The 26,375-nt window shown below is 74.6% G+C and carries 11 protein-coding genes; 2 read left to right on the top strand and 9 right to left on the bottom strand.

Annotation, left to right across the window (positions count from 1 at the left end; translation table 11 throughout):
- Positions 1–77: 77 nt before the first annotated feature.
- Positions 78–452: a fluoride efflux transporter CrcB gene (gene crcB, locus ACZ4D5_RS40375; protein ID WP_467777489.1), complete on the bottom strand. Its 375-nt coding sequence runs from the start codon at positions 450–452 to the stop codon at positions 78–80.
- On the bottom strand, positions 449–940 hold the full coding sequence (gene crcB / locus ACZ4D5_RS40370) for a fluoride efflux transporter CrcB (protein WP_467777488.1): 492 nt from the start codon (positions 938–940) through the stop codon (positions 449–451). The genes crcB (ACZ4D5_RS40375) and crcB (ACZ4D5_RS40370) overlap by 4 nt, the downstream gene beginning before the upstream one ends.
- 290 nt (positions 941–1,230) lie before the next feature.
- Between crcB (ACZ4D5_RS40370) and ACZ4D5_RS40365 the strand changes: the two genes are divergently transcribed.
- Both ACZ4D5_RS40365 and ACZ4D5_RS40360 read left to right on the top strand, forming a co-directional pair.
- Positions 1,231–2,523 (top strand): amidohydrolase, encoded by a 1,293-nt coding sequence (locus ACZ4D5_RS40365; RefSeq protein WP_467777487.1) that lies wholly within the window; start codon positions 1,231–1,233, stop codon positions 2,521–2,523.
- A gap of 156 nt (positions 2,524–2,679) precedes the next feature.
- Positions 2,680–4,104 carry an MFS transporter gene (locus ACZ4D5_RS40360; protein WP_467777486.1) on the top strand — a complete coding sequence of 475 codons (1,425 nt, stop codon included), beginning with the start codon at positions 2,680–2,682 and terminating at the stop codon, positions 4,102–4,104.
- Between the two features lie 68 nt (positions 4,105–4,172).
- Here ACZ4D5_RS40360 and ACZ4D5_RS40355 read toward each other — a convergent pair whose 3' ends face one another.
- From ACZ4D5_RS40355 to ACZ4D5_RS40325, 7 genes are all read right to left on the bottom strand, one after another.
- Entirely contained in the window at positions 4,173–5,504 is a 1,332-nt protein-coding gene (locus ACZ4D5_RS40355; RefSeq protein WP_467777485.1) for an NAD(P)/FAD-dependent oxidoreductase, read from the bottom strand.
- The gene (locus ACZ4D5_RS40350; RefSeq protein ID WP_467777484.1) at positions 5,491–6,720 is read right to left on the bottom strand and encodes an AMP-binding protein; all 1,230 of its coding nucleotides are present in this window, start codon (positions 6,718–6,720) and stop codon (positions 5,491–5,493) included. Before ACZ4D5_RS40350 ends, ACZ4D5_RS40355 begins: the two co-directional genes overlap by 14 nt.
- A gap of 98 nt (positions 6,721–6,818) precedes the next feature.
- Positions 6,819–7,292, bottom strand: coding sequence for a flavin reductase family protein (locus ACZ4D5_RS40345; RefSeq protein WP_467777483.1), 474 nt, complete (start codon positions 7,290–7,292; stop codon positions 6,819–6,821).
- Between the two features lie 170 nt (positions 7,293–7,462).
- Positions 7,463–8,254 carry a thioesterase II family protein gene (locus tag ACZ4D5_RS40340; protein ID WP_467777482.1) on the bottom strand — a complete coding sequence of 264 codons (792 nt, stop codon included), beginning with the start codon at positions 8,252–8,254 and terminating at the stop codon, positions 7,463–7,465.
- Positions 8,251–10,728 (bottom strand): beta-ketoacyl synthase N-terminal-like domain-containing protein, encoded by a 2,478-nt coding sequence (locus ACZ4D5_RS40335; protein WP_467777481.1) that lies wholly within the window; start codon positions 10,726–10,728, stop codon positions 8,251–8,253. Before ACZ4D5_RS40335 ends, ACZ4D5_RS40340 begins: the two co-directional genes overlap by 4 nt.
- On the bottom strand, positions 10,725–19,979 hold the full coding sequence (locus ACZ4D5_RS40330) for an SDR family NAD(P)-dependent oxidoreductase (protein ID WP_467777480.1): 9,255 nt from the start codon (positions 19,977–19,979) through the stop codon (positions 10,725–10,727). Before ACZ4D5_RS40330 ends, ACZ4D5_RS40335 begins: the two co-directional genes overlap by 4 nt.
- Entirely contained in the window at positions 19,979–26,257 is a 6,279-nt protein-coding gene (locus ACZ4D5_RS40325) for a type I polyketide synthase (protein ID WP_467777479.1), read from the bottom strand. Before ACZ4D5_RS40325 ends, ACZ4D5_RS40330 begins: the two co-directional genes overlap by 1 nt.
- Positions 26,258–26,375 lie beyond the last annotated feature (118 nt).

Below are 26,375 nucleotides of genomic sequence, written 5' to 3'. Positions count from 1 at the left end.
CGGGATGGCCGGGTGGGAGTGCTTCGACTCCGAGCCTGGCGGTGCGGCGGCGCCGTGGAACCCGCCCCGCACCCGCGTCACTGCCACAGGGCCTCGGCGACGGCCATCCCCGCGAAGGCCGCGCCGAGGCCCGCGGCGACGCTCCCCAGGGCGTTGGCCGCCGCGTGGAACCGCGCGCCGCTCTCGGCGAGCCGCAGCGTCTCGTACGAGAAGGTCGAGTACGTCGTCAGCGCCCCGCACAGCCCGGTGCCGAGGAGCAGTTGGGCGTGCGAGGAGGCGGCGCCCGCCGTGACGGCGCCGGTGAGCACGCCGAGGACCAGGCAGCCCACGACGTTGACGGTGAAGGTCCCCCAGGGGAAGCGGGTGCCGTGCCACGTCTGCACCGCGCGGTCGGTGAGGTAGCGCAGCGGGGCGCCGATCATTCCCCCGACGAAGACCAGCAGCCAGTTCATGACGTCCTCCGTGCGAGCAGACGACGCGTCGTCCACGCCCCGCAGCAGACCGCCGCGAGTGCCGCGAGCAGGGTCAGGGCCAGGTAGGCCAGGCCCGTGCGGGCGTGGCCCGCGCTCACGAGGCGCTCGACGTCCACCGCGTACGTCGAGAAGGTGGTGAAGCCGCCGAGGACGCCGGTGCCGAGGAACGGCCGCACCAGAGGGTGCGCCCGCGCCGTCCGCGCCTCGGCGACCAACGCCATGAGGACGCCGATCGCCGCGCAGCCGACGGCGTTCACCACGAGCGTCGTCCAGGGGAAGCCGTCGGCGGCGCTCGGCCAGAGCAGGGACGCCGCGTGGCGCGCGCAGGCGCCGATGCCGCCGCCGACGGCCACGGCGGCGAGGACGGCTCCCCGGCCGCGCGTCAGCTCGCGCCGCTGGGCGGGCACGGACAGGTCGACATCCGGATCGGTGGGTTCCGCGGGTCCTGTGGGCTCTGCGGGGTCCATGTGCCTCCGTGCCTCCTACTCGCCGTCGCCCGTCGCCGGGCGCGCTCGTTCGCAAGTAGGGACCGTTGGCGGCATTCCGCGCCGCGGTTCGGGTACGGCGGGCCCCACCGCCGCGCGGCGCCTCAGGGCCCTGCCCGGGAGATCGCCGCCGACACCAGGCTAACCGGGCAGGCCGTGCGCCGCTTCATCGGGCCCGTGGTGATCGTCTTCGACGGGCAGGTGGCGGGTAGGGACACCGCATCCCTCCGGACCGCATCGGCCCGGCGTATCCCTCTGGCATCGGAGTACTCATGACCGTCCGCGTGACCCCCCTCCTGAACGGACTCGACGCCCGGCTTCCCGGTCTGCGCGAGCTGTACGAGGACCTGCACGCCCACCCCGAGCTGTCCTTCCAGGAGGTGCGTACGGCGGGCGTCGTCGCCGCGCGTCTGCGGGAGCAGGGGTGGGAGGTCACCGAGGGGGTGGGCGGCACCGGGGTCGTCGGCGTGCTCTCGTCCGAGGAGGGCTCGGCCTCCGGTGCGGGCCCCGTCGTACTGCTCCGCGCCGACATGGACGCGCTGCCCGTCGAGGAGCGGACCGGACTCCCCTACGCCTCCACCCGCACCGCGCTCGACGGCGCCGGCAACGAGGTCCCCGTGATGCACGCCTGCGGCCACGACATGCACGTCACCTGTCTGTTGGGGACCACCGCGCTGCTCGCCGCCCACAGGTCGGCCTGGCGCGGCACGGTGGTGGCGGTGTTCCAGCCCGCCGAGGAGGTCGGCGGGGCCCCCGCGATGATCGAGGACGGGTTCCTCGACCGCTTCCCGCGCCCCGACGTGTGCCTGGGCCAGCATGTGGCGCCCGCGCCGGTCGGCTTCGTCGGCACCCGGCCCGGACCGCTGATGGCCGCCTCGGACAGCATGCGCATCCGGCTCTTCGGGCGGGGTGGTCACGGGTCCATGCCCGAGACGACCGTGGACCCGGTGGTGATGGCGGCGTCGGTCGTGTTGCGTCTACAGACCGTGGTCTCCCGCGAGGTGGCGGCCTCTCAGACGGCCGTGGTCACCGTCGGGTCGCTGCACGCCGGCACCAAGGACAACATCATCCCGGACACCGCGGAGCTGGAGGTCAACATCCGCTCCACCACCCAGGCGGTGCGGGAGAAGGTCCTGGCCGCGGTCGAGCGGATCGTCCGCGCCGAGGCCGCCGCGTCCGGCGCGCCCAAGGAGCCCGAGTTCGAGCCGTTGGACTCCTTCCCCGTCACCGTCAACGACCACGCGGCCACCGCCACGGTGCAGTCCGCGCTGACCGCGGCGCTGGGCGAGGGCCACGTCTTCACCCTGCCGAAGACGGTCACCGGCAGCGAGGACTTCGGAACCTTCGGCTCCGCGTACCAAGTCCCCTCGGTCTTCTGGCACTTCGGCGGCACGGACCCCGCGGCGTTCACCGGCATCGACCTGGGTGACCTCCTGGAGAACGGGATCCCCGCCACGATCCCCTCCAACCACTCCCCCCACTTCGCGCCGGTCCCGGACCCGACCATCCGCGTCGGCGTGACGGCGCTTCTCGCCGCGGCGGCGCAGTGGCTCGACGAGGCGTGAGACCGTCCCCGCGCGGCCCCGGTACACACGTCGTGGGCCTGCCGGTGGCCGTGTACGGCGTCGTGCCCAGGTGCCGAAATCCCGTGGCCCCAACACGACATCGCATGTCCTCGTTACGGATTGTAGCCAGCACGCCCGGTGCGTAGCGTCGTCGGCATGACCTCAGCAACAGCCGCTTCCACAAGCACCGATCGCCGCCGACCAGCACTCGTCATGCTGTGCCTCGTGCAGTTCATGCTCGTCCTGGACGACACCGTGGTCAATGTCGCCCTCTCCAGCGTCCGCGACGAGCTCGGCTTCACCACGGCGGGCCTGGCCTGGGTCGTCAACGCGTACTTCCTCGCCTTCGGCGGGCTGTTGTTGCTGTCCGGTCGCGCGGCCGACCTGCTCGGCCGCCGCCGGGTGTTCCTCGGTGGCGTGGCGCTGTTCGGCGTCGCGAGCCTTGCCTGCGGACTCGCCCAGGAACCCTGGCAGTTGGTGGTCGGACGGTTCGTCCAGGGCGGCGGCGCCGCCATGGCGAGTCCGGCCGCGCTGTCCCTGATCACGCTGATGTACACCGGGGCCGAGGAGCGCGCCAAGGCGTTCGGGATCTGGGGCGCGATCGCCGGCCTGGGCGGCACGATGGGGCTGGTGATCTCCGGTGCGTTGACCGGATTCACCTCCTGGCGCTGGATCTTCCTGATCAATCTGCCCGTCGCCGCGCTCGCCCTCTTCCTGGTTCCGCGCCTGGTCGCCGAGAGCCGGGCCACGCGCCGGGCGCGTCTGGACATCCCCGGCGCGGTCCTGGGTACCGCCGCCGTTCTGTCCCTGGTCTTCGGGCTGCTGCAGGCCGGCGAGACGGGCTGGGGGGACACGACGGTCGTCGTTCCCCTGATCCTGGCCGCCGTCCTGGCCGCCGCTTTCCTCGCGGTCGAGTCACGCACGGCCGACCCGCTGGTGCCGCTGCCGTTCATGGCCTTCCGCACCCGTGCCGTCGCCCAGGTCACGAGCCTGCTGTTCTCCGCCTCGTTCTACGCGATGGCCTTCCTGCTGATGCTCCACATGCAGACCGTGCTCGGCTACGGACCGCTCAAGGCGGGCTTCGCCTACCTGCCCTACGGCGCCGGGATCCTGACGGGCATGTGGTTCGCCTCCCGGGCCTCGGCGAGGTTCGGGATGCGCTGGACGCTCGTCACCGGGTTCCTGCTCAGTGCCGCCGGTCTGCTCCTGCTGTCCGGCGCTTCGCCGGACGACAGTTACGTGGCCGGTGTCCTCCCGGGGGTGCTCGTCGCGAGCCTGGGCGGCGGTCTGAGCCTGCCCACCCTGACCGTCGCCGCGGTCACCGGCACCACCGAGGAGAACGCCGGTCTGGGCTCGGCGATCCTCAGCTCCGTGCAGCAGGTCGGCGGCGCGGTGGGCCTGTCGGTCCTGGTCGCTCTCGCCGCGCTCCGCACCGACGCGGTGGCCGACTCCACCGATCCGCTGAACGCCGCGACGGAGGGCTTCTCCCTCGCCCTCGTCGTCGCCGCCTCGTTCCTCGCGGTCGGCGCCGTCGTCATCGCCGCGCTGCTCAACGGCCGGCGGGAGGACACCTCGGCCTAGCGCGCGTCAACGCAAGCCGCACATACGTCGGTTGCTCCGGCCGTCCGAGGCCGGAGCAACCGTGGCGCCTAGCCGCGGCCGGCGGAGAACGCCGCGAGCAGGATGCGCGGCGTCAGCACGGACGCCGGCCCCTTGGCGAGGGTGAAGACGTCCACGAACGCCCGCGCGACGTGCGGATCGACGACCGCGGCGCGCAGCACCCGGTCGGCATAGGCGTTCCCCAGGCGTGCCGCAGCCCGCAGCGGAGGGCCCACCACGGCCGGATGCCGGAGGTCGTCGTTGACCGACTGGGTCCAGGCCCCGGCGGCCGCCCGTGAAACGGCGCGCTGGACGCGCCGCGCCGCCCCCGGCCCCTCGCCCAGGCGCGCGAGCCGGTCCCGGAAGGCGACGACGCCCATGGACGCCACGGTCATGCCGTGGGCATGTGCCGGGTTGAGGGTGCAGGCGGCGTCACCCACCACCACGAGGCCGTCCGGCCACTTCCGCGATCGGTCGAGGCGCGGGCGGCGGTTGACCATGCCGCGGAAGCCGCGGATGGGCCCCAGGGGGGTGGCCTCCGACATCAGCTCGTACAGCGCCGGATGGGCGAGAGCCTTGGCGTACGCCATGAACTCGCCTTCCTCCACCGGGGGTTCGGTGCCGCGCATGCCCATGAGGGTGAGGCTCCAACGGTCGCCCTCCAACGGCAGCACCACGCCACCCATCGCGCTGCCCGTGGGGTCCCCCGCGACGCTGACGACGGGCGCGAGGGGGGCGGTCGCCTGGTCCGCGCGGAAGATGCGGGTGGCGTAGGCGGTGCCCACGTCCACCACCTCTTCGGGTACGGGCGGCAGACCGAGCCGCTCCAGCAGTTCGCCGGTGCGGGTCGAGCGGCCGGTGGCCACGACGACGTGATCCGCGTCGAGGCGTTCCCGTTCGCCGGTGCCGCGGTCCTGGATCACCGCGCCGGTCACCCGGGAGGCGTCGCCGGCGAGCTCCACCAGCTCCGCGCCCTGGCGTACGGTGATGCGTTCGTCGCGCAGGACCTGCTCACGCACCGCCCAGTCGACGAGGTCCCTACTGCAGCACAGGATGAACGCGTCGTGCCGGGTGCGGGGCACCCAGCCGAACTTGGTGAACACTCCGACCTCGGACGGCATCTCCACCCGGCGGGCACCGGCGGCGAGCAGCGCGGCAAGGGTGCCGGGGACCAGGGACTCCATGGCCCGCACGCCCGTGCCGAGGAAGAGGTGCGTGTGGCGCGCGTGCGGCACGCCCTTGCGCGCCCTCGGGCCCTGGGGATAGGTGTCGCGCTCCACCACGGTGACCTCGCCCGTGCGGGCGGCGAGGACACGCGCCGCGAGCAGTCCGGCGAGTCCTCCGCCGAGCACCAGCCCGCGCCGTCCGCTAGAGGTGGGCATACCTGGCTCCTCTCATGGCGCGCCGCACGGGGCCGCGCGCCCAGCTGATCTCTACAGTTCCGTCGTCCGCGACCCGGCCGTACCGTCCCGAGCGGTGCAGCGCGGACCCGTCGACCGGGCCGGGGCCGTACGCCGTCGCGTGGATGACTCCGCAGGGCAACGTGTCCCCCGTGGCGCACACCTCGCCGGTCCCGCCGCGGGACACGTCGAACCCTTCGGGGGTCAGGATCCGCACGCGGACGCCCGGTGCGGGGCGCCCGACGTTCCGCCACGCCGCGGAGCGCGGCTCGCCAGGGCCGGGGTCGGACATCGCGGCGAACGCCTGGCCGGGCGTGATGCGCCGCGCCGTCCACGGCAGCACGCCGCCCGCGGGAGTGAACTCGCACCACAGCCGGGTGGTGGGCAGCAGCCTGAAGTGCCGCGCCACGAGCTCGGGCGGGCACGGGCCGCCCATGAGCACGACGGCACGCGGCGCCTGGACCGGCCTCGCGCCCCGCGCGCTGTCCAGGAACCCGGCGTACTCGTCGGCGCCGAACACCGCGACGGTGTCCGGGCGCCGGGCGGGAGCCAAAGGCGCCTGGCCGGGGAGGAACCCGGAGCTGAAGGTGCCGCCCATGGCGAAGGCCCACCACAGGGCGGACAGGCTCCTCGCGCCCATCGGCGGTTCGTGCGCCACGACGGTGGTGCCTCCGGACCCGCGCGGCCGGGCGGCCAGCGCACGCAACCACGCCCTGTGGTCGGTCAGTTGGGCGTCGGGCCCGGTGCCTTCCTCGCCGGAGCCGAACAGATGGGCCCCTTCCAGAGGGCCCGACCTGGGCAGCGAGTGGTCCACCCGCATCGCGCCGATCCGCTGCCACGTCTCCTCGTCGAGCACGATGGCCCGGCCGAGCCCGGCCCACCCCGCGACGACGGACGAGCCGCACAGCACCACCCGGGCACCGACCAGTCGCGCCAGGCGCCGGAAGTCCTCGCGGGACGTGTGCGAGGGGACCGGCACGCACACCCCGCCGGCCTTGAGGACGGCGAGCTGGGCCACGGCGGCCCTGCGATGGTCCCGGCAGTGCACGAGTACCGGGTCCCCCAGTTGCACACCGGTGCCGATAAGGGCCGAGGCGAGCTGCCCCGCCCTCGTCTCGGCATGACCGTAGGTGAGTTCGTAGGGCCCGTCCTTGACCGCGACGGCTCTCGGCCGGTGGCGGGCCGTCCTGGCGAACACGGCGTCCAGCGTGTCCGCCGGCGCCTCGGTCCGCCGCGGACGCACCGGGGCGGGGCGGAGCGTGCGCGCAGCGGCCCCGGCCGCCCTTCGGTCAGTGATCACGGAGTGCCGCCCTCGGCACTCTCCGACCAGGTGTTGAACCGCCGCAGCCCGTACAGCAGCGGCTTCGGCCGGCACAGCGAGGTCACCGCGGCGACCTTGCCCATGATCACGGCATGGTCGCCGACGGTCTGGTCGCTGATCACCGAGCAGTCGGCGACGGTGTGCGCCGCCCGGTGCAGGTGCGGACCCGCCGCGCCCTCGCCGCACCTCCACTCGACGCGGTCGAAGCGGTCCTGTGCGCCCGAGGCGAAGAGCTCGGCGGTGGACCTGCCCTGTGCGTGCAGCAGGTTGACCGCGAACGTGCCGCTGGCGCGGACCGCTTGGAGGGTGAGGCTCGCCGAGTTCAGGCAGACCAGGAGCACCGGGGGATCCAGGGAGACACTGCACAGGGAGCTGCAGGTCATGCCCCACGGCCTGCCTTCGGCCGTCGTCGAGGTCACGATGGAGACGCCCGTGGGGAAGCCCGCCATCAGGGGACGGATGTCGGCCGCGGAGTCCCGGGCGGCGGTGCTCCGATGTAGGGGTTCCCGGCGGGTCGGGGCATGCGGCTCGACATCACTGAGCTGTACCGACGTGGACTTTGACATCACAACAGGTGTCTCCTGACGGTTGGTGGGCGTGTGCCGCGCGTGATCGGCCCTCACACCACCGCGCGGGGCCGCGGGGCACGGCGGAGAAGGGGAGTCGGGACGACGTGCTCGATCTCCTCCACGAGCACGTCGCCGAGGCGGGCGAAAGCGTCGTCGAGGAAGTGGAAGTGGCCGCCGGGGAAGACGCGTTGGCGCAGTTCCCCGGTCGTCTCCCGCCGCCAGGCGCCCAGTTCGGCCAGGGGCGCGAGGGGGTCGGACGTGGCGCTCATGGCCGTCATCGGGGCGGCCAGGCGGCGTCGGCCGGGCGCGGGCCGGTAGGAGACGAGGGCCCGCAGGTCGGCCCGTACGAGGCGCAGGAACCGGTCCCGGAATCCGGGCACGTCGTCGATCCGTGCGGGGATCCCGCCCATCGCCCTCAGCCGCGCCATGAGGTGGTCGTCCGTCATGGCGGGATGCAGCTCCACCCCGGCGCCGGGAGCGCCCGGCGCCGGCCTGCCCGACACGCCGACCCAGGCGGGCGCCGCGCCCCGTGCCTCCAGGCAGCGTGCGGCCTCGGTGGCGACCAGCGCTCCCAGGCTGTGTCCGAACAGGGCCAGCGGCGGGCCCGTTGCCCACGGCGCGACGGCGTCGGCCGTCGTCGCGGCCAGCGCCGCCATGTCCTCCAGCGGCGCCTCGGTGTGCCGCTTGCCCCGGCCCGGCAGGTCGATCAGGAGCACCTCCCAGTCGTCCGGCAGGTGTGGGGCCAGCGGGTGGTAGGCGGCTGCCGAGCCGCCCGCGTGGTGGACGACGACCAGGCGCAGCGCGGGGTCGGCGACGCGGCGGGGCCGCACGAAGACGCTCATACGGACGGCTCCCGCCCCGCCCCGGCGTCCCGGAGCGTGATGTTCGCGGCCAGCTTGCTGATCATCTCCGCCAGGGGCAGGTCGAGGGGAAGCTCCTCGGCGGTGAGGCCGACGTCGAAGCGTTCCTCCACCTTGGTGATGAACAGCGTGGAGGTGAACGAGTCCCCGCCCGCGTCCAGGAACGACCTCTCGGCGTCGAGCTCCTCGGTCTCCTGGAGGACCTCCCGCAGCTCCGCCAGGAGGTACGCCTCCAGATCGGCGGGGGTGAGCGAGTCGAAGGGGACGTGTCCCGCGTCGGCTGCCCCGGGGCCGGACGCCTCGGCACCGTGCGCCGTGGCGTCCGCTCCGGGGGCGGGCTCCTCGATCCAGTAGCGCCTGCGCCGGAACGGGTACGTCGGCAGATCGCCCAGCAGCCGAGCTCCCGGGGCGCGCAGCCGGTCCCACCGCAGTCGCGCGCCCGCGGTGAACAGGGCGGCCGCGGCGTCGAGGAACAGCGCGGCGCAGTCACGCGCGCCGCCGTGCGCCAAGGGGGCGGAGGCGGTGGCGCCCCCCGGGACCGGCCACTCCAGTGTCGCCGCGGCCGACGGGACGTTCCCGTCCCTGCGCACCTCGACCGCGGGGCCGAGGCGGCGGATCATGTGCGCCAGCCTCTCGACGGGGTCCTGCCCTTCAGGGGCGTCGGGCGAGGCGCCGGTGCTCTCCCCGGTGAGGGCGGGGAAGGCACCGGCCAGCGTGGTGACGGTGCCGTCGAGCGCCGCGGCGTCGGCGCCCACGCTCAGCACGACCGTCCTGAGCGGCGGCACCGGGCCGTGCGGCGCGGCCAGGGCGGCGTCCAACTCCCGTGTCAGTTCGGCGGCGTTCGTGCCGGTGACCGCGAGACGGTGGTCGAAGGCGGCCCGTCCGGCCCGCAGGGTGTGGCAGATGGAGGGGACGGCCGCTTCGTCCGCCGCGCTCAGGCACGTGCGTACGGCGGCGGCGAGTTCGGCGAGCGCCGCGGGGTCCTTCGCCGAGAGCGCCAGCAACTCGCCCGTGGCGCGGTCTTCTTGGTGTGCCTCGGGCGGGGCGGGCGGGTCGTAGGCCTCCAGTACGGCGTGCACATTGGTGCCGCTCATGCCGAAGGAGTTGACGCCCGCCACCCTGCGGGGCAGTTCCGCGGGCCAGGGGCCGTGCTGCCGGGGCACCGTGAAGTTCATGCGGTCCCAGGCGATGTGGGTGTTCAGCTCCCCGTCGTCGGGCGAGGCAGCGGCCGGTATCTCCGCGTGACGCAGCATCAGCACCGTCTTGATCAGGCTTGCCACCCCGGAGGCCGCTTCGAGGTGGCCGATGCGGGACTTGACGCTGCCCAGCGCGAGCGGGACGCCCCGCTCGCGCACCGCGGGTCCGAGGACCGCGTCCAGCGCGCCGATCTCGATGGGGTCGCCGAGCACGGTCCCGGTGCCGTGCGCCTCTATCCAGCCGAGGTCCGCCGCGTCGACGCCCGCGTCGGCGAGCGCCGCCGCGATCACCTCCTGCTGAGCGGGCCCGTTGGGCGCGGTCAGGCCCGACGCCGCGCCGTCGTGTCCCATCGCCGTGCCCCGTACGACGGCGAGCACGGGCCGCCCCTCGCGCTCGGCGTCCGCGAGGCGCATCAGGGCCAGCACCCCGACGCCCTCACCGCGGCCGTAGCCGTCGGCCGAGGCGAGGAACGACTTGGAGCGCCCCTCGGGCGACAGGGCCCGCGCCTGGCTCAGCGACACCATCAGGTCGGCGGAGAGCAGCAGGTTGGAGCCGCACACGAGCGCGTAGCGGCATTCGTTGCCGCGCAGTCCTCGTACCGCGAGGTGCAGAGCGGCGAGTGAGGAGGAGCAGGCGGTGTCGACGCTGACGACGGGGCCGGAGAAGCCCATCACGTAGCTGATCCGTCCCGCGCCGAAGCACAGGCCCCCGCCCGTGGTGAAGTAGGGGTCGATCCTGCTGGTGTCCCGCCGGTCCTGCAGCCTCTCGTTGTACTCCGAGGCCATCATGCCCAGGTAGACGCCGACATCGAGCCGGTCGGCCCGGCGCACGGCGATCCCGGCCCGCTCCAGGGCCTCCCAGGACGCCTCGAGGAGCAGGCGCTGCTGCGGGTCGAGCCGTTTGGCCTCGCGCTGTGAGATCCCGAAGAACTCCGCGTCGAAGTGCGCGATGTCGGCGAGGAAGCCGGCGCGGTCCACGTAGGAGCGGCCCGGCCTGCCGGGCGTCGGGTCGTACACGGTCCGCAGCCCCGGCCGATCGGCGGGCAGGTCCGAGAGGGCGTCGGTGTCGCCGCGCAGGAAGTCCCAGTACTCCTGCGGTGACGTCAGGTCGGAGGGCAGGCGCAGCCCCATGCCGACCACGGCCAGCGGCGCGTGCTTCTCCTCCTCGAGCTCGCGTACCCGCTCGCGCAGTCGTCGGGACAGGCTGAGCTGGTCCTCCATCAACTTCCGTATGTCCGCGGGGTCCATCGTGTCGGTCATGACTTCTCCGTCTTCTCTGCTCGCACGTCCTTCTCCGCTCGCACGTCGGCCCGCACGGCTCGGACGAGTTCGTCGAACGACAGACCCGCCAGGCCCTCGGGCCCCGCGGCCGCCACCCCGTCGTCGGGACGCGCGGTGCGGAGCGGGCCCGTGCCCGGGTCGTGGGCGCCGGGGGCCGCCCCGGCGGGGAACACGAGTCCCGCGACGTGGCGGGCCAGCCGGGAGACGGTCGGGTGGTCGAGGGCGACCGTGGCGGCCAGGTCCACGCCCAGTGCCTGTGCGAGCCGGGAACGCAGATCGATGATCATGATCGAGTCGAGGCCCATGTCGCCGAACCCCGAGTCCTCGGCGACGGCCGAGCCGTCCCCGAGGACCGCGCCCGCCATCTCCCGTACCGTCTCCGCCAGTCGCCGCTCACGCGCGTCGGGGGCCAGCTCGTCCAGCAACTCACGGAGCCAGCCCCGGGGTTGGGCGGCGGCCGACGGGGCGGACGGTGCCGGGGCGGCACTCCGGAACACCGCGGCGCCCGGGTGGCCCGCGAGCTTGTCGCGGTAGCGCTCCCGGTCGACCGACACGGCCACCAGGCGGGGTGCCCGTCCTGCCATCGCCAGTGTCAGCAGGTCCGCGGCCTCCTCATCGGTGAGGGGCCGGATGCCGGCGTGTTCGACCGCCCGCGCGACGGCGTCGGTGGCCGCGAGGCCGCCCTGCGTCTTTGGGAGCCAGGGGCCCCAGTTGACGCTCGTGGCCGGCACTCCTGCGGCCCGCAGCGAGGCCGCGAGTCCGTCGAGGAAACCGTTGGCCGCCGCGTAGTTGACCTGTCCCGCCGAGCCGAGCACGCTCGACGCGGAGGAGAACAGGACGAAGGCGTCCAGGTCGTGGTCGCGCAGCGCCCCGGCCAGCTGTGCGGCCCCGTACGCCTTGGCGGCGAAGACCTCCTCGAAGTCGTCCTCCGTCAGCTGCTCGAAGGCGCGGTCGGCGGTGGAGCCCGCGAGGTGCAGGACGGTGCGCAGCGGGGCGTGGGCGCCGGCCGCCGCCACCACGGCACGGCAGGATCCGGGGTCGGTCACGTCGCCCTTGACCACCGTGACCGGGGTGCCGCCCGCGGTGATCTCGGCGATGACCTCGCGTGCCACGGGGCCGGGGTCCGAGCGGCCCATGAGGGTGAGGGCCGCGGCACCCTGCCGGGACAGGATCCGGGCGGCGCTCAGACCGAGCGCGCCGAGCCCGCCGGTGATCAACACCCCGTCCCGGACGGCGGGTTCGCCCTGCGGGCCGGTGCGGTCGGCGTCCTCCCTGTGAGGGTTCAGGCGGGCCACCCGCACCGCGTCGGGGCCGATCTCCAGCCGGGTCTCGGTGATTCCGTCGGCGAGCATGCGGTTCAGTTCCACGGCGAGGACGTCGGTGTCCGCGTCGGCCGTGAGGGCGATCGCCAGGAGGCGCCGGTCGCGCTGTTCGGCCGACAGGGAGGCCAGCAGTCCGCGCAGCGCCCCGTGGAGCGGTGCCGTCGTGGCGTCTCCCGAGCTGTCCGCGGCGCCGAGGACCGCGTACGGCACGTGGGCGGGGGCGGCGCGGAGCGACCTGGCGAGTTCCACGACGGAGGCCAGCACGGCCCGGGGGCCGACGGGCGCCGTGCCGTCGCGGAACCGGGCGTCGACGACGAGGTCGGCCGCGACGTCGTGCAGGTCCTGGCTGCCGGACACCGTCACCTGGTGACCGAGGCGTGCGAACGCCTCGTGCACGGCGTGCGCGGTGTCGCCCGTACCGAGGAGCGTGACACGCCGGGGGTGTCCGGCGTCCGCGGCCACGGCGGGCGCGGGCGCCTGCCGTTCGGTCCACTCCCATGCGTAGGCGTGCCGGACGCTCTCGCGCAGGGACCGCTGGAGCAACGCGCGAGGCGCGCGCCGGAAGCGGAAGCCGTCCACGGCGACGACGGTCGCGCCGTCGGCGTCGCACAACCGCAGATCGGCCGAGCTCACCTGGGAGAAGTCGGTCGGCCCCGCCGCGTCGCGCACGGCGCGGACATGGGCCCACAGCTCGCCGCCCGGCACGGGCCGTCCGGGGAACGACAACCGGGCGGCGGCGAACGGAATGGCCAGCGAGGCCTCCTCACCCACCTGGTCCGGGTCCTGGAGGCCGACCGCGAAGGCGACCGTGCTCTGCAGACACGAGTCGAGCAGGCCGGGGTGGATCTCGTACCGGGCCGCGGGCTCGTTCATGTCCGCGGGCTCGTCGAAGCGGACCAGCGCCTCGTCGCCGCGTATCCACACCTCGCGGATCCAGCGGAAGGACGGGCCGAGGTGGTATCCGAGGGACCGCAGGTGGCGGTAGAAGTCGGCGCCCTCCAGGTGCCGTTCGGCCGCGGCCACGAAGGTGTCGCGGGCCGCGCGGCTCCGCGCGGCGTCGAGCCCGTCGGGCTCGGGCCCGGCGTCGCCCACCCGGGCCGCCAAGTGCTCCTGCCAGCGCCCTTGTTCGTCGTCGACGAGGCTGACCACGCCCACCGTGCGGGTACCGTGCTCCTGCTCGGTGTCGGTGATCTGGAGTTCGTAGCGCTCGCCCTCGCGCAGCACGAGGGCCCGGGGGAAGTGCAGGTCCTCCAGGGTCACCGGAGCTCCGCCCGCGCCGAGCGCGGACAGCACGGTGGCCGTCTGGGAGGCGCCCGGCACCGAGACCGTCCCGAACAGCCGGTGGTCGGTGAGGTGCGGCGGGAAGACGGTGCTGCGCTCGGTGCGGAAGACCCGTCCGCGCAGCGCGGGCGAGCGCAGTTCGATGCCCCAGGGAGGCGCGGTCGCGTCCTGCGAGGTGCTCCGCGCGGCGGGCGCGGAGGCGCCGGAACCGGTGGCCGCCTGCCGCCAGTACCGCTGCCCGCCGAAGGGGTAGCGGGGCGCGTCGGCCGCCGCTCGGTACGCCGCGGCCCTCGTGTCCCGGGCATGGACGCGCCGCCAGTCGAGGTCCTGGCCCCGCTCGTAGAGCGTCCGGGCCGCGGTGAGCATGCCGGTCCTGTCGGACCTGCCCCGCCGCAACGAGGACGCCAGGTTCTCGGCGGGCTGTGTTCCGCCGGCCCGCAACAGGTTGATCAGGGTCCGGTCGGGGCCGATCTCCAGGCAGAGGTCGACGTCGAGTTCGGCGAGGCGTCGTGCCCCGCTGTGGAACCGGACCGGTTCGCGGGCGTGCGCGCACCAGTAGCGGACGTCGTACGTGTCGGGCCCCGCGAGGTCCCCGGTGAGGTTGGCGACGAGCGGAAGGGCCGGGGGGCGGAACTCCAACGGCTCCAGGCAGCGGGCGAATTCCTCCGTCATGGGGTCGAGGAGGCGCGAGTGGAAGGCATGGGACACACTCAGCCCACGGGCCCTGACCCCCTGGTCCTTGAGCCGTTCGGCGAGTGCGGCGACGGCGTCGGGGCGCCCGGACACCACGGTGGCGTCGGGGGTGTTGACGGCGGCGATGTCGAGGACAGTGCCCTCGATCCACTCCAGGACACGCTCCTCGGGGGCCGTGACGGCGAGCATCGCGCCGCGTTCGGTGCCCTGCATCAGCCGGGAGCGGTCGGCGATCAGGCGCATCCCCGTGGGCAGGTCCATCACTCCGGCGTGCAGGGCCGCGGCGATCTCTCCGACGCTGTGCCCCATGACGACGGCGGGGGTGACGCCCCACGACTCCCACAGGGCGGCGAGGGCGATCTCCAGCGCGACCAGGGCGGGTTGGGTCACCCGGGTCTCGTTGACGGCTTCCGTGTCCGTCCCGTGGAGGACCAGGTCGGTGAGCGAGGCGCCGAGCGTGCCGGACACGGCGCGGTCGCAGGCGTCGAAGACGTCCCGGAAGACGGGCTCGGTCTCGTACAGCTCCCTGCCCATGCCGAAGTGCTGGCTGCCCTGGCCCGAGAAGAGGAAGGCGACGCGCGGCGCGCGGGTGGCGTGCCCGGTGGGCGGGGCGGCGTCCAGCGCGCTCAGGAGCTGCTCGCGGCTGCTTCCCCAGAGGGACCTGCGGTACGGGAAGTGGGCCCGGCCCGCGCCTGCCGTGGCGGCGAGGGCGGCCAGCTCACCGGGCTCGGCCCGGGTCAGCCGTTCCGCCCACGCCGCCGTGAGGCGTTCGAGCCCCTCCGGGTCCGGGGCGGACAGCGGCAGCAGCCGCACCGCTTCGGCGCTCCCGTCCTCTGACGCGTCGGGGGCGGTGGGCGCGGCGGCGTCGGCCGTCGCGACGTCGGCCGTCGCGATGTCGTCGGAGATCAGTACGTGCGCGTTGGTGCCGGTGAAGCCGAATCCGGAGACCCCGGCGACGCGGGGCGTGCCGCCCGGGCGCCACGGTGTCGGGGTGTCCACGACCCGGACGTTCATGTCGGCCCAGGGAACCAGTGGGTTGGGCGCGTCGAAGTGGAGGTTGGCCGGGATCCGGCCGTGCCGCAGGGCGAGCACGGTCTTGATGACCCCGGCCATGCCCGCCGCCGATTCGCAGTGCCCGATGTTGCTCTTCACGGACCCCACGTGCAGCGGCTCGCCGGGCCGCCGTCCGGGGCCGAGGACCCGCCACCCCGCACCGAGTTCGATGGGGTCGCCGACGGCGGTGCCGGTGCCGTGCGCCTCCAGGTAGGAGACCTGGGAGCCCTCGATTCCCGCGTCCGCGAGCGCGTCGCGCAGCATCGCCTCCTGGGCGCTGCCGCTCGGCGCGGTGAGCCCCGAGGAGGCGCCGTCCTGGTTCACCGCGCTGCCGCGGATGACGGCGAGGACGCGGTTGCCGTCCCTGCGGGCGTCGCGGAGCCGCTTGAGCACGAGGACTCCGCAGCCTTCGGAGCGTACGAATCCGTTCGCGTCGGCCGAGAAGGTGCGGCAGCGGCCGTCCGGCGACAGCATGTGGGCCCGGCTGACGGCGACCCAGGACATCGGGTCGAGCAGAACGTTGACGCCTGCGGCCAGGGCCGCGTCGCTCTCGCCGGAGCGCAGCGAGCGCACCGCGAGGTGCAGCGCGACCAGCGAGGAGGAGCAGGCGGTGTCGACCGCGAGCGCCGGTCCGTTGAGTCCGAGCGTGAAGGCGACACGGCCCGCGACGGCGTTGAGCGCCGTGCCCGTGCCGTAGTAGGCGTCGATCCCCTCTGCGCCGCTCCCTGCGAGCAGTCGCGCGTAGTCGCTGGAGCTGACGCCGACGAACACACCCGTGCGGGAGTTCCTGAGCCCGTGGGGATCGACGCCGCCGTCCTCCAGGGCGTGCCAGGCCGACTCCAGCAGGAGCCGTTGCTGGGGGTCGAGGTTCTCCGCCTCGCGTGCGGGAATCCCGAAGAACGAGGCGTCGAAGCGGGCCAGGTCGCGCAGGAAGCCGCCCTGGTCGGTGGTGAGCGTGCCCCCGTCGGGGTCGCCGCCGGGGACGGCGCGGACGTCGGTGTCCCAGCGGCCCTCCGGCACCGGCCCGACGCCGTCACGGCCCTCGATGAGCAGCTGCCACAGCTCCTCGACGGAGTCGGCGCCGGGGAAGCGGCCGGCCATGCCGACGATCGCGATGGGCTCGGTGGGCGCGGCGGGCTCCGCGGGCTCCCGCGCGACGGGCCCCTTCGCCGTCATCGGTGCGCCGGTCGGGACGGACGGCGGCAGAGGACGCCGCCCGGGCGCCGGTGCGGCGATGCCGTCGGTCTGCTCGGCGGGCGCGCGCCGCAGCAGGTGGTCGGCCAGTTCGGTGACGGTGGGGTGGTCGAAGACGTCGGCGACCACGACGTCGGCGGCGAAGGCCTGGGAGAGCCGTTCCGCCAGGTCGACCGCCGTGATCGAGTCCAGGCCGAGGTCCAGGAAGCCGACGTCCTCACGGAGCCGGGTGGTCTCCTGGTGGCCGAGCTGCGCGGCCAGCATGCGGGCCACGTGGGCGCGGGCCGCTCCCGCACGGGCCTTCTCCGGCAGCGCCGCCAACTCCGCGACGACGGACGCCTCCGGCTCGGGCGGTGCCGTCTCCGGCGCGGCGGCCGCACCGGCCTCGGGCGCGGTGCGCGTCGCGTCCCGGGCGTCGTGCCGTCCGGCGTAGAGGCCGCGGGGGCGCAGCCCCGACATGATCCGGGCGAAGCGGGCCGCGTCGAGTCGGCAGGACACGATGTGCCCGTCCGCACCCGGCACGTGGGCGGTCAGGGCGGCGCGGGCCTCCGCGGAGCCCTGGGCCACCACGCCGACCCGCTCGAAGGACGCGCGCGACGCGTCGTCGGCCATGCCCGCGCCGTCCAGGTCCCAGGGGCCGTACGCGAGGCTCACCGCGGTCAGCCCGAGGGCGCGCCGGTGGGCGGCCAGGGCGTCCAGGGCGCCGTTGGCGGCCGAGTACGCCCCGCAGTGCTCGGTGCCCCATACCGCGGACACCGAGGAGACCAGGACGAAGAAGTCCAGCGGCCACGTGCGCGAGGCGAGGTGCAGCCACCAGGCGGGGGTGTACTTCGCGCGCAGCGCCGCGGCGAAGTCGTCGGCTCCGCACCGCGCCACCGCAACGCGGTCCAGGGTGCCTGCCGCGTGCACCACACCGCGTACGGGAGGCATCGTGCGCAGCAGTTCACCGGTCTCCCGCCAGGCCGCCGGGGTGTCGCAGCCGCCTCCTTGGTACGTGATGTCCGCACCGGACGCCGCCAGTTCGGCGAGCAGGGTGCGGGCCGGTTCGTCCAGCGCGTCCTGCGGACGGCGGCCGACGAGCAGCAGATGGCGGGCGCCGCGCCGCACCAGGTCCGCGGTCAACTCCCTGCCCACGGCGCCCAGTCCGCCGGTGACCAGGTAGGTGGCGTCGTCCCGCACACTCAGCTCCGGCGTGTGCGCGACCACCGGAGCAAGCCGGGCCACGCGTATCCGCCCGTCTCGTACGGCCGCCAGGTCCTCCAGCCCGTCGGGCTTCGGGGCCCCTTGTGCCGCGTGCTGTCCCGCGGTGAACGCCAGCAGCGCGCGGAGGTCCTCGGTCTGCGGGTTCGTCGGCAGGTCCACCACGCCGCCCCAGACGGCGGGGAGTTCGAGGCCGAGGACGGGGGCGAGCCCGTGCAGCGGTCCGTGGCCGACGCCGTCGGCCCGGTCGTCGTCGGCGGTGCGGCGGGCTCCGCGCGTCAGGACGAAGGCACGGTGCCCGGTGTCCGTTCCGGCGAGCGCGGTCACCGCGACGCAGACCGCCGCGCACACGGCGCCCGCGTCGCGCGCCGGGTCATCACCCTCGCCGGGCGTGTCGGGAAGGTCGGGGGCCCGCGGCGCGAGCAGAAGGGTGTGGCCTTCCGTCCGCCCCTGCCAGAAGCCGAGCCAGTCCGCCGCGGTGCGGGGCAGGGTGCCCTGCTCCCAGCCTTCCGGTCCCGGCACCGCGGTGGGCGTGAGCAGCGTGCCGCGTACGCCCTGGGCCGCGGCCTCGCGCGCCGTGCGTCCGGCGAGTTCCGTGTCGTCGCCCGCGACGACGAGCGCTGCCGAGGGGGCGGCCGCGGTGAACGGCGCGCTCTCCCAGCGGAGTTGGTACGACGCCGTGGGCGTGGACGCGGAGGGCGGGGCGGCGCCGGGCTCCTCCACGGTGCGGGCCGGGGCGGCCGCGGCCGGGCCCGGATCGGGCGCGTGCCTGCGGCGCTGCCACGGGTAGGCGGGCAGGGCGATGACGTCGCGCGGCAGTGCCGCGCCGGGTTCCTGGGCGTCCCCGGCCGCGGTGACGGCCGGCGAGGGGGTGCCCGCCGCGACGGACCGCAGGGCCTCGGCTGCCGCGGGGGCGTTCGCCGCGGCGATCCGCACGCGCACGTCGTGCCGGGACCTGGCCTGGGTGGCGGTGTAGGCGAACGCCGCGTAACGGTCCGGCGGGAGGGTCTCCAGGTGGTCGGCGTAGCGCGCCGCCAGGGACCGCAGCGCCTCGTCGGTCCGCGCCGAGATCTCGAAGCCGTCGGCGCGGGCGGATGCGTCCGGGGCGGTCCTTTCGCCCTCTCCCGTGCCCTCGGGGGGCCGGCCGAGGACGATCTGCGCGTTGGTCCCGCTCATCCCGAACGAGCTGACCACCGCGTACTGTCCGCTCTCCGGGGTCCACGCCGTGAGCTCGGTCGGCACTGTGATGCCCGTGCCCGACAGGTCGATGCGCGGGTTGAGGGTGCGGAAGTGGACGACCGGCGGCACCTTGGCGTGCCGCAGGCACAGCGCCGCCTTGATCAGGCCCGCCACGCCCGCGGCGCTCTCCAGGTGGCCGAAGTTCGTCTTGACGGCCCCGACGGGGAGCCGTGCCCCGCCGTTGCGGCGGCCGAGAGCGGTGGCCAGGGCCTCCATCTCGATCGGGTCGCCGAGCGCGGTGCCGGTGCCGTGCGCCTCCACATGGCCGATGTCGGCCGGTGCCAGGCCAGCCTGGGCCAGCACCGCTTCGGTGAGGGCGACTTGGGAGAGCACGTTGGGCGCGGTGAACCCGCCCGAGCGGCCGTCCTGGTTGACGGCGGAGCCGTGCAGGACGGCGTGCACACGGTCGTGATCGCGCACCGCGTGGTCCAGGCGCTTGAGGACCAGGACGCCACAGCCCTCGCCCCGTGTGAAGCCGTTGGCGCGGGCGTCGAACGTCTTGCACAGGCCGTCGGGCGCCAGGGAGCGGGTCTCCTGCACGAGTCGCATGGAGCGCGGGGACATGATGAGGTTGGCGCCCGCGGCGAACGCGATCTCGCACTCGCCGCGCCGCAGCGCCTGCGCCGCGAGGTGGACGGCGACCAGCGAGGAGGAGCAGGCCGTGTCCACCGAGACGGCGGGACCGTCGAGTCCCAGGGCGTACGCGATGCGCCCGGCCGCGAAGTTGTGGCCGTTGCCCGTGGTCGCGTACACGTCCGGCTCGTGTTCGAGCCAGTCGCGGAAGTCCTGCCACATGATGCCGAGGTAGATGCCCGCGGAGGTGCCCGCGATCCGGCCCGCGGGCAGCCCCGCGTCCTCCATGGCCTCCCAGGCCACCTCGAGGAGCAGCCGGTGCTGCGGGTCGAGGTGGCGGGCCTCGCGCGGGCTGATGCCGAAGTGGTCGGCGTCGAAGTCGAGGACCTCGCCGAGGAATCCGCCGCGCTGCGGCAGCCCTTCCCAGTCCTTGGCGAAGGGCCCCTTGCGGGAGTCCGGCATCGAGGTGACCAGGTCGCGGCCCGCGGCCAGTGCCTCCCAGTAGGAGTCGGGGTCACTGATGCCGCCGGGCAGCCGCAGTCCCATGCCGACCACCGCGATCGGCTGGTTGCCCTCCTGTTCGGCCAGGCGCCTGCGGAGGTCCTTGATGGTGTCCATGGCGCGGGTGAGCGGAGTCCGCTTGGCGCCCTCCGCCGTCTGTGGGTTCTTCGCCATCAGTGCGCCTCCTCCGTCGGCTCCAACTGGTCGCACAGCGCGCCGGCCAGTGCCTTGGTGTTGCCGTACGCCCACAGGAGGGTCGGCGAGAGCTTCATGCCGAACGCCGCCTCCAGCCGGTTGCGAAGTTCGAGACTCATCAGGGAATCCAGCCCCAGGGCCTTGAAGGGGCTGTCGGGCTCGACGCCGTCCGGGTCGAGCCGCAGGACCCGCCCCGCAAGCTCCCGTACCTTGTCCCGCGCCAGCTCCACGCGAGCGTCCGGGGAGGCGGCCACCAGGCGGGCGCGGAAGGCGCCGTCGCCTCCGGGCAGCCCTTGCGACGCGTCCTGGGCCGCGGCGTGCAGCCGGCTCCAGCTCGCCAGCGCAGCGGTGTCCGGGTTCGCGTCGAACCACTGGCGCGGGTCGATCGGCACATAGCCGACGACGGGCTCGTCGCGTTCGAGGAGGCGGACGAGCGCGGGCCAGGCCTCGGTCGTCGGGAAGCCGCCCATGCCCCGCTCCGCGAGGCGGGCGCCGCGCCGTTCGTCGTCGGCTGCCAGGCCCACGTCGGTGAACGGACCCCACTGGACGCTCAGCGCGGGCAGGCCGCGGCGGCGCCGGAGTTCGGCGAGTGCGTCCAGCGAGGCGTTGGCCGCCGCGTAGGCCGCCTGGCCCGCGTTGCCGACGAGGGTGGCGGCGGAGGAGAACAGGACGAAGAGGTCGAGCGGGTCATCGGCGGTCACCCGGTCGAGGCAGCGGGCACCCGCCGCCTTCGGCGCGAGCACATCGGTGAGCTGACGCTCGGTCAGAGTGCTGATGGTGGCGTCGTCGAGCAGGCCCGCCGCGTGCACGACACCGCGCAGGGGCGGCAGCCCGGCGCGTATTCCGTCCAGCGCCGCGCGCACCCCTTCCTCATCGGCGATGTCGCACCGCAGGGTCTCCACCTGGACGCCGCTCGCGCGGAGCTCCCTCACGCGCCGCGCCGCTTCGGGGCGGGGCTCGGAGCGGCCGAGCAGCACCAGGCCTCCGGCGCCCTGCTCGGCGAGGAACTCGGCGAGCGAGAGCCCGAGCGCGCCGAGACCACCGCTGATCAGATACGTCCCGTCCGCGCGGAACCGGCCGCTCGGCATCGGGTCGGCGGTGACGCGGCCGACCGTGGCCGGGTCCGTGACCACCTCGCGCCCTATGCGGCCCCCGGCGGCCATCGTCCCCAGCGCGGCATCGACCTCGGCGAAGGAACGGGTGTGCACGGGCAGCGGTTCGAGCTTCCCGGCCGTGAGCATCTCCCAGGTGGTCGCGAGAACGCGGGCGAATCTGCCGGGGTGCCGGGCGACGAGCCCGTTCACGTCCACGGCGGACAGGCTGATGCCCTTGTGGAAGTCGGCGAGCCCGATCGACCGTCCGGCGAGGATGTCCTGCTTCCCGGTCTCCAGGAAGCGGCCGTCCTCCGCGAGCACTCCGAGACCCGCCCGCAGCGCCGTACCGCTCAGGGAGTTGAGGACGACGTCCACGCCCCGGCCGCCGGTCGCGGCCCGCACCTCGTCCGCCCAGGACAGGCCGGTGCTGTCGTACACCTCGGCGATCCCCTCCTCGCGCAGGTGGGCGCGCTCGTCCGGGGTCGCGGCCGTGGCCAGGACGCGGGCGCCCAGCGCGCGGGCGACCTGGATCGCGGCGAGTCCCGCGGGGCCCGCCGCGTTGTGGATCAGGACGGTCTCGGAGACGTCGAGGCGCCCGACCTCCGCCAGCGCGTACCAGGCGGCGGCCATCACCAGGGGCTGGGCGCACGCCTGAGCGTCCGTCATCTCCTCGGGGACGCGCAGCGCGTGCGCGGCGCGGACGGTGACGTGGGAGGCGAGCGCGCCGTGGGCGCAGGCCGCCACGCGGTCGCCGACGGCCAGTCCGGTCACCTCGTCGCCCACGGCGGTGACCCGGCCCGCGCACTCGCCGCCCAGCACGTCGCCGCCGCGGAGCGCCGCCGGGTACCGGCCCGCCCACTTCAGTACGTCGCTGGGGTTGAGCGCCGCCGCGGTGACCTCGACCTCGATCTCGTGAGGTTCGGGGGTACGCCGGGCCAGGGGCAGGAAGGAGGTGCCGGGGCCGCGCCCCGCGGGCCGCGGGCCCACCCTGAACGGCTGGTGGCCGGTGGTGGGCGGGGGCAGCGCGGGGGTGGTCGCGTCGCGGGCCGCGCCGCGGGAGAGCCGCGCGGCGAGCAGGCGTCCGCCGCGCACCGCCGTCTGGTCCTCGGCCCGGTCGCCGCCGAGCAGCGCCGATGCGCAGACCGCGTGCCAGGCGGGCTCGGTGACGTCGACGTCCATGATCCGCGGGGCCAGCTCGTCGTGCTCGCGCCGCAGCACCCTGGCGTAGCCCCAGTAGAGTGCGGCGCCGGGGTCCGGCAGGTCCGTGGCGGTCAGCGCGAGGGCGCGGTCGGTCAGGACGCTCAGTGCGGGCGGCGTGGGCAAGGCGGCGCAGGCGCGCACGAGTTCGGTGAGGCGGCCAAGGCCGCGGCGCTGTGCGTCGGAGCCCTCGTCGGCGCCCGGCGCGACGAACACGACGGCGTCGGCGGGCGCCTCGCCGTTCGGCGACGGGCCGGGTTCCACGGTGTCGGCACGCACCGCCGGGGCCCCGGCGGCCGTCAGGGCATCGGCGAGTTCCTCGGCGCCGCGCCCGTCCCCGCAGACGATCCAGCGTGCCGCGGTGCCCGCGGGGTCCGTACCGACCGCGGTGCCGGTGATGTCGGTCCACTCGACGCGGTGCAGGCGCTCGTCGAAGGGGTCCCGGTCGTCGGCGCCGGGCAGCGGCGTCAGTTCGAGGCCTCGCATCGTCAACAGCGGCACGCGTTCCGCGTCGAAGAGGTGCACGTCGCACCGGCCGTCGTCGCGCCGCACGGCGTGCGACCACACGGACGTCACGGGTTCGGCGGGACCCTCGTACAGGTCGATCCGTTCGACGGCCGTCGGGACCAGGGCCACCGGGGTGTCGTACAGGCTGAGGGCCACGTGCAGGGCGCCGTCCCACAGGGCCGGGTGGAGCGCCTGTGGCTGCCGGCCGACGCGCAGCCCCTCGAAGAGGCGGACCTCGCCCGCGGCCTCCTGCCCGCCGGGGTGCAGGCGCAGACTGCGTACGCCGCGGAAGGCCGGCCCGTAGCCGAGGCCGCGGTCCGCGCAGGCCCGGTAGAAGTCCTCCGTCGACGCGGACTCGGTGCCGTCCGGCCACGCGGGGAACTCCGGCGCGTTCCGCTCCGCGGCGGTCCGGTGGATCAGCGCGGTGACGTCGGTCTCCCAGGCCTCGGCCCCGTCGTCGAGCGAGCAGAGGCTGAACGTGCCGGTGTCGGGGGTGTCGTCCTGCCAGCGGGTGGCGAGCCGCGCGGGGCGCTCGCCGAGCGTGACGTCCTTGAGGAAGGCCACGCGCTCGATCCGGGCGGGCCGCGCGCCGGTCCTGGCCCGTGCCGTGTTCACCGCGAGGGTCAGCATCGCGGTGCCCGGCAGCACCGGCGTTCCGTAGACCTGGTGGTCGGCGAGCCAGGGCAGGTCCGTGACGGACAGTTCGAGGGTGCCCTGCCGGATGCCGGGCTCCCCGGGGACGGGCTCCAGCGTGGTCTCCAGGCCGCGGGCCGCGCCGGTGGCCGCGCCGCGGTCCGGTGTCCAGTGGCTCTCCCGGCGCAACGGGTGGCCCGGCAGCGGCACCAGCGCGTCACGCGGCAGCCCGGCGAAGGGGGCGAGGCCGGAGGTGTAGGCGCGGCCGATGGCCCGGCCGATCTCGCCGGGTCCGCCCCTGTCGCGCCGCAGGGTGGTCAGGACCGCCACGGGCTCGGGGCGGTCCGCCGCGAGCTGTTCGAGGGCGGGGGCGAGCACGGGGTGCGGGCTGATCTCCACGACGTGGGTGACGCCCTCGTCGAACAGGGCGGTCATGGAGTCGGCGAACAGCACGGGGCTGCGGAGGTTCTCGGCCCAGTACGCGGCGTCCATCTCGGGTCCGGCAAGCCGCCCGACGCGCACCGTCGACATCAGCCCGATCCGTCCCTCACGGGGTGTGGCCGGTGCCAGCGCGGTCAGCAGGTCCTCGTGCAGGGGGTCCATCTGAGGGCTGTGCGAGGCGTAGTCGACGTTGACCAGGCGGCAATAGGTGCCGTCCGCCTCCAGCAGCTCCTTCAGCATCAGCACCGCGTTCTCCTCGCCGGAGAGCACGCAGGCGTGGGGGCCGTTGTGCACGGCGAGGGAGACGACCTCCTCGAATCCCTCGAGTGCGGCGAGCGCCGCGTCCCGGTCCAGGTCGACGGCGAGCATCCGCCCGTGGCCCGAGGCACGGCGTGCGATGGCGCTGCGCCGCGCCATCACCAGGGCCGCGTCCTCGTAGGACAGCACACCGGCGAGGGTGGCCGCGGTGATCTCGCCCTGGCTGTGCCCGAGGACGACGTCGGGCTCGACGCCGTGGGCGCGCCACAGTTCGGCCAGGCCCAACGACATGGCCCACAGGGCGGGTTGCAGCATGTCGATGCGGTTCATCCACGCGCCGTCGGTGCCGGCGCGGAAGACGTCCAGCGGGTCCCAGGAGACGTGCGGGCGCAGCGCGGTGGCGCAGCGCTCGACGACGTCGGCGAACAGCGGACTGTGTGCGTACAGTTCGTGGCCCATGGCGCTCCACTGGGAGCCCTGGCCCGGGAAGACGAACGCGGTACGGCCCACGGGCAGGGCCTTGCCGGTGACGAGGCCGGGCGTCTCGCCCTCGGCACCGTCCTGCGCCAAGCCCGAGAGCGCGGCGCGCAGTTCGGCGGGTTCGGTGACCAGGGCGGCGGCCCGGTGCGGGAAGTGGTCACGGCGCCAGGCCAGCGTTCCGGCCAGTTCGGGCAGCCCGGCTCCGGTGGGGGGCTCGGCTGCCGTGGCGGCCTCGGCCGCGGGCAGCGCCGCCAGGAGGTCGGCGGCCCGTACGGGCAGTTCGGGCGCCTGCCGGGCGGACAGCGGCACGAGCGTCGGCAGCCCGGTGTCGGGGAGCGAGGGGGACTCGCCGGGGGCGGCCTCCGGCGGGCTCATGAGGACCACGTGGGCATTGGTGCCGCCCCAGCCGAAGGAGTTGAGGCCGAGGGTCACCGGGCCCGGCGGCAACGGGCGCGGCTCGCGCACCACTTCGAGGCCCAGCCCGTCGAAGTCGATGGCCGGGTTGGTCTTCTCGCTGTGCAGGCTCGGTGGCACGACACGGTGCCGCAGGGCGAGCAGCAGCTTGAAGAGCCCGGCCATGCCCGCACTGGCTTCCAGGTGCCCGATGTTGGTCTTCACGGAGCCGATCAGCAGGGGGTCCCCGTCCCGGCCCGCGCCGAGCACCCGGCCGATGGCCGTGGCCTCGACGGGATCGCCGCGTCCGGTTCCGGTGCCGTGCGCCTCGATGTACGAGGGCTTCGGCAGGGCCGTCCCACCCTCCGGATAGGCGCGGCGCAGCAGGTCCTCCTGGCCTTCCTGACTGGGCGTCACCAGGCTTTCGCCGCCACCGTCGTTGTTGACGACCGTGCGGACGACGACGCCGTGGATCCGGTCGCCGTCGGCGAGGGCGCGGCGCAGTGTCTTGACGTAGAGCGCCGCCACGCCCTCCCCTCGTACGAAGCCGTTGGCGTCGGCGGCGAAGGCCTTGCAGCGGCCGTCGGGCGACAGGCCGCCGAAGTGGGTGAGCCCGACGGTCACATGGGGGTCGACCATCAGGTTGGTGCCGCCCACGATCGCCGCGTCGATCTCGCCCTGGCGCAGCGCCTGGGCGGCCAGGTGCAGGGCGACCAGCGACGAGGAACAGCCGGTCTCCACCGTCATGCTGGGGCCGCGCACCTTGAGGAAGTACGAGAGCCTGGCGGCGATCACGTCGAGCGCGTTGCCGACCAGGCTGTGCGGGGTGGGGCGGGCGCCGCGCGCCGCGCGCAGGATCTCGTAGTCGTGCCATGAGGCGCCGACGTAGACGCCGGTGCGGGTGCCGGCCAGCGCTGCCGCGGGCTGGCCGGCGTCCTCCAGCGCACGCCAGCCCACTTCGAGCATGAGGCGTTGCTGGGGGTCGATGGCGGCGGCCTCGCGGGGGGAGATCCCGAAGAAGCCGGCGTCGAACAGGTCGACGCCGTCGAGGAACCCTCCGACCGCCTGGATGTCACGTTCGGGGTCCAGGGGGGCGGAGGTGTCCCAGCGGTCGGCCGGGACCGGGCCGATCGCGTCGCCCCGGTCCATCAACAGCGCCCACAGACTCTCCGCGTCCGGCGCCTGGGGGAACTTTCCCGCCATCCCGACGACGGCGATCAGGTCTGCGGGATCGTGCGCGGTGTTCGCGTCCATACCCTGCCTTCTCGTCCTGGTGCGATCCGCGGGAAGTCATTTTCCCGACGTCAATCCATCATGTGATCGCAGCCTAATTCGCCGTCTCCAGCCGACAACACCCCTGACTATTCCGGGC

The sequence above is a fragment of the Streptomyces sp. NPDC025651 genome, from assembly GCF_055558735.1.
The sequence above is the reverse complement of the archived record's forward strand: the minus strand, read 5'-3'. Positions and strand labels throughout refer to the sequence as shown.

Excerpts from the sequence above, each read along its gene's own strand:
- ACZ4D5_RS40365 (WP_467777487.1), top strand. The coding sequence starts at position 1,231 with ATGACCGTCCGCGTGACCCCCCTCCTGAACGGACTCGACGCCCGGCTT.
- ACZ4D5_RS40360 (WP_467777486.1), top strand. The coding sequence starts at position 2,680 with ATGACCTCAGCAACAGCCGCTTCCACAAGCACCGATCGCCGCCGACCA.
- crcB (WP_467777489.1), bottom strand. The coding sequence starts at position 452 with ATGAACTGGCTGCTGGTCTTCGTCGGGGGAATGATCGGCGCCCCGCTG.
- crcB (WP_467777488.1), bottom strand. The coding sequence starts at position 940 with ATGGACCCCGCAGAGCCCACAGGACCCGCGGAACCCACCGATCCGGAT.
- ACZ4D5_RS40325 (WP_467777479.1), bottom strand. The coding sequence starts at position 26,257 with ATGGACGCGAACACCGCGCACGATCCCGCAGACCTGATCGCCGTCGTC.
- ACZ4D5_RS40345 (WP_467777483.1), bottom strand. The coding sequence starts at position 7,292 with ATGGCGGGCTTCCCCACGGGCGTCTCCATCGTGACCTCGACGACGGCC.
- ACZ4D5_RS40340 (WP_467777482.1), bottom strand. The coding sequence starts at position 8,254 with ATGAGCGTCTTCGTGCGGCCCCGCCGCGTCGCCGACCCCGCGCTGCGC.
- ACZ4D5_RS40335 (WP_467777481.1), bottom strand. The coding sequence starts at position 10,728 with ATGACCGACACGATGGACCCCGCGGACATACGGAAGTTGATGGAGGAC.
- ACZ4D5_RS40330 (WP_467777480.1), bottom strand. The coding sequence starts at position 19,979 with ATGGCGAAGAACCCACAGACGGCGGAGGGCGCCAAGCGGACTCCGCTC.
- ACZ4D5_RS40355 (WP_467777485.1), bottom strand. The coding sequence starts at position 5,504 with ATGCCCACCTCTAGCGGACGGCGCGGGCTGGTGCTCGGCGGAGGACTC.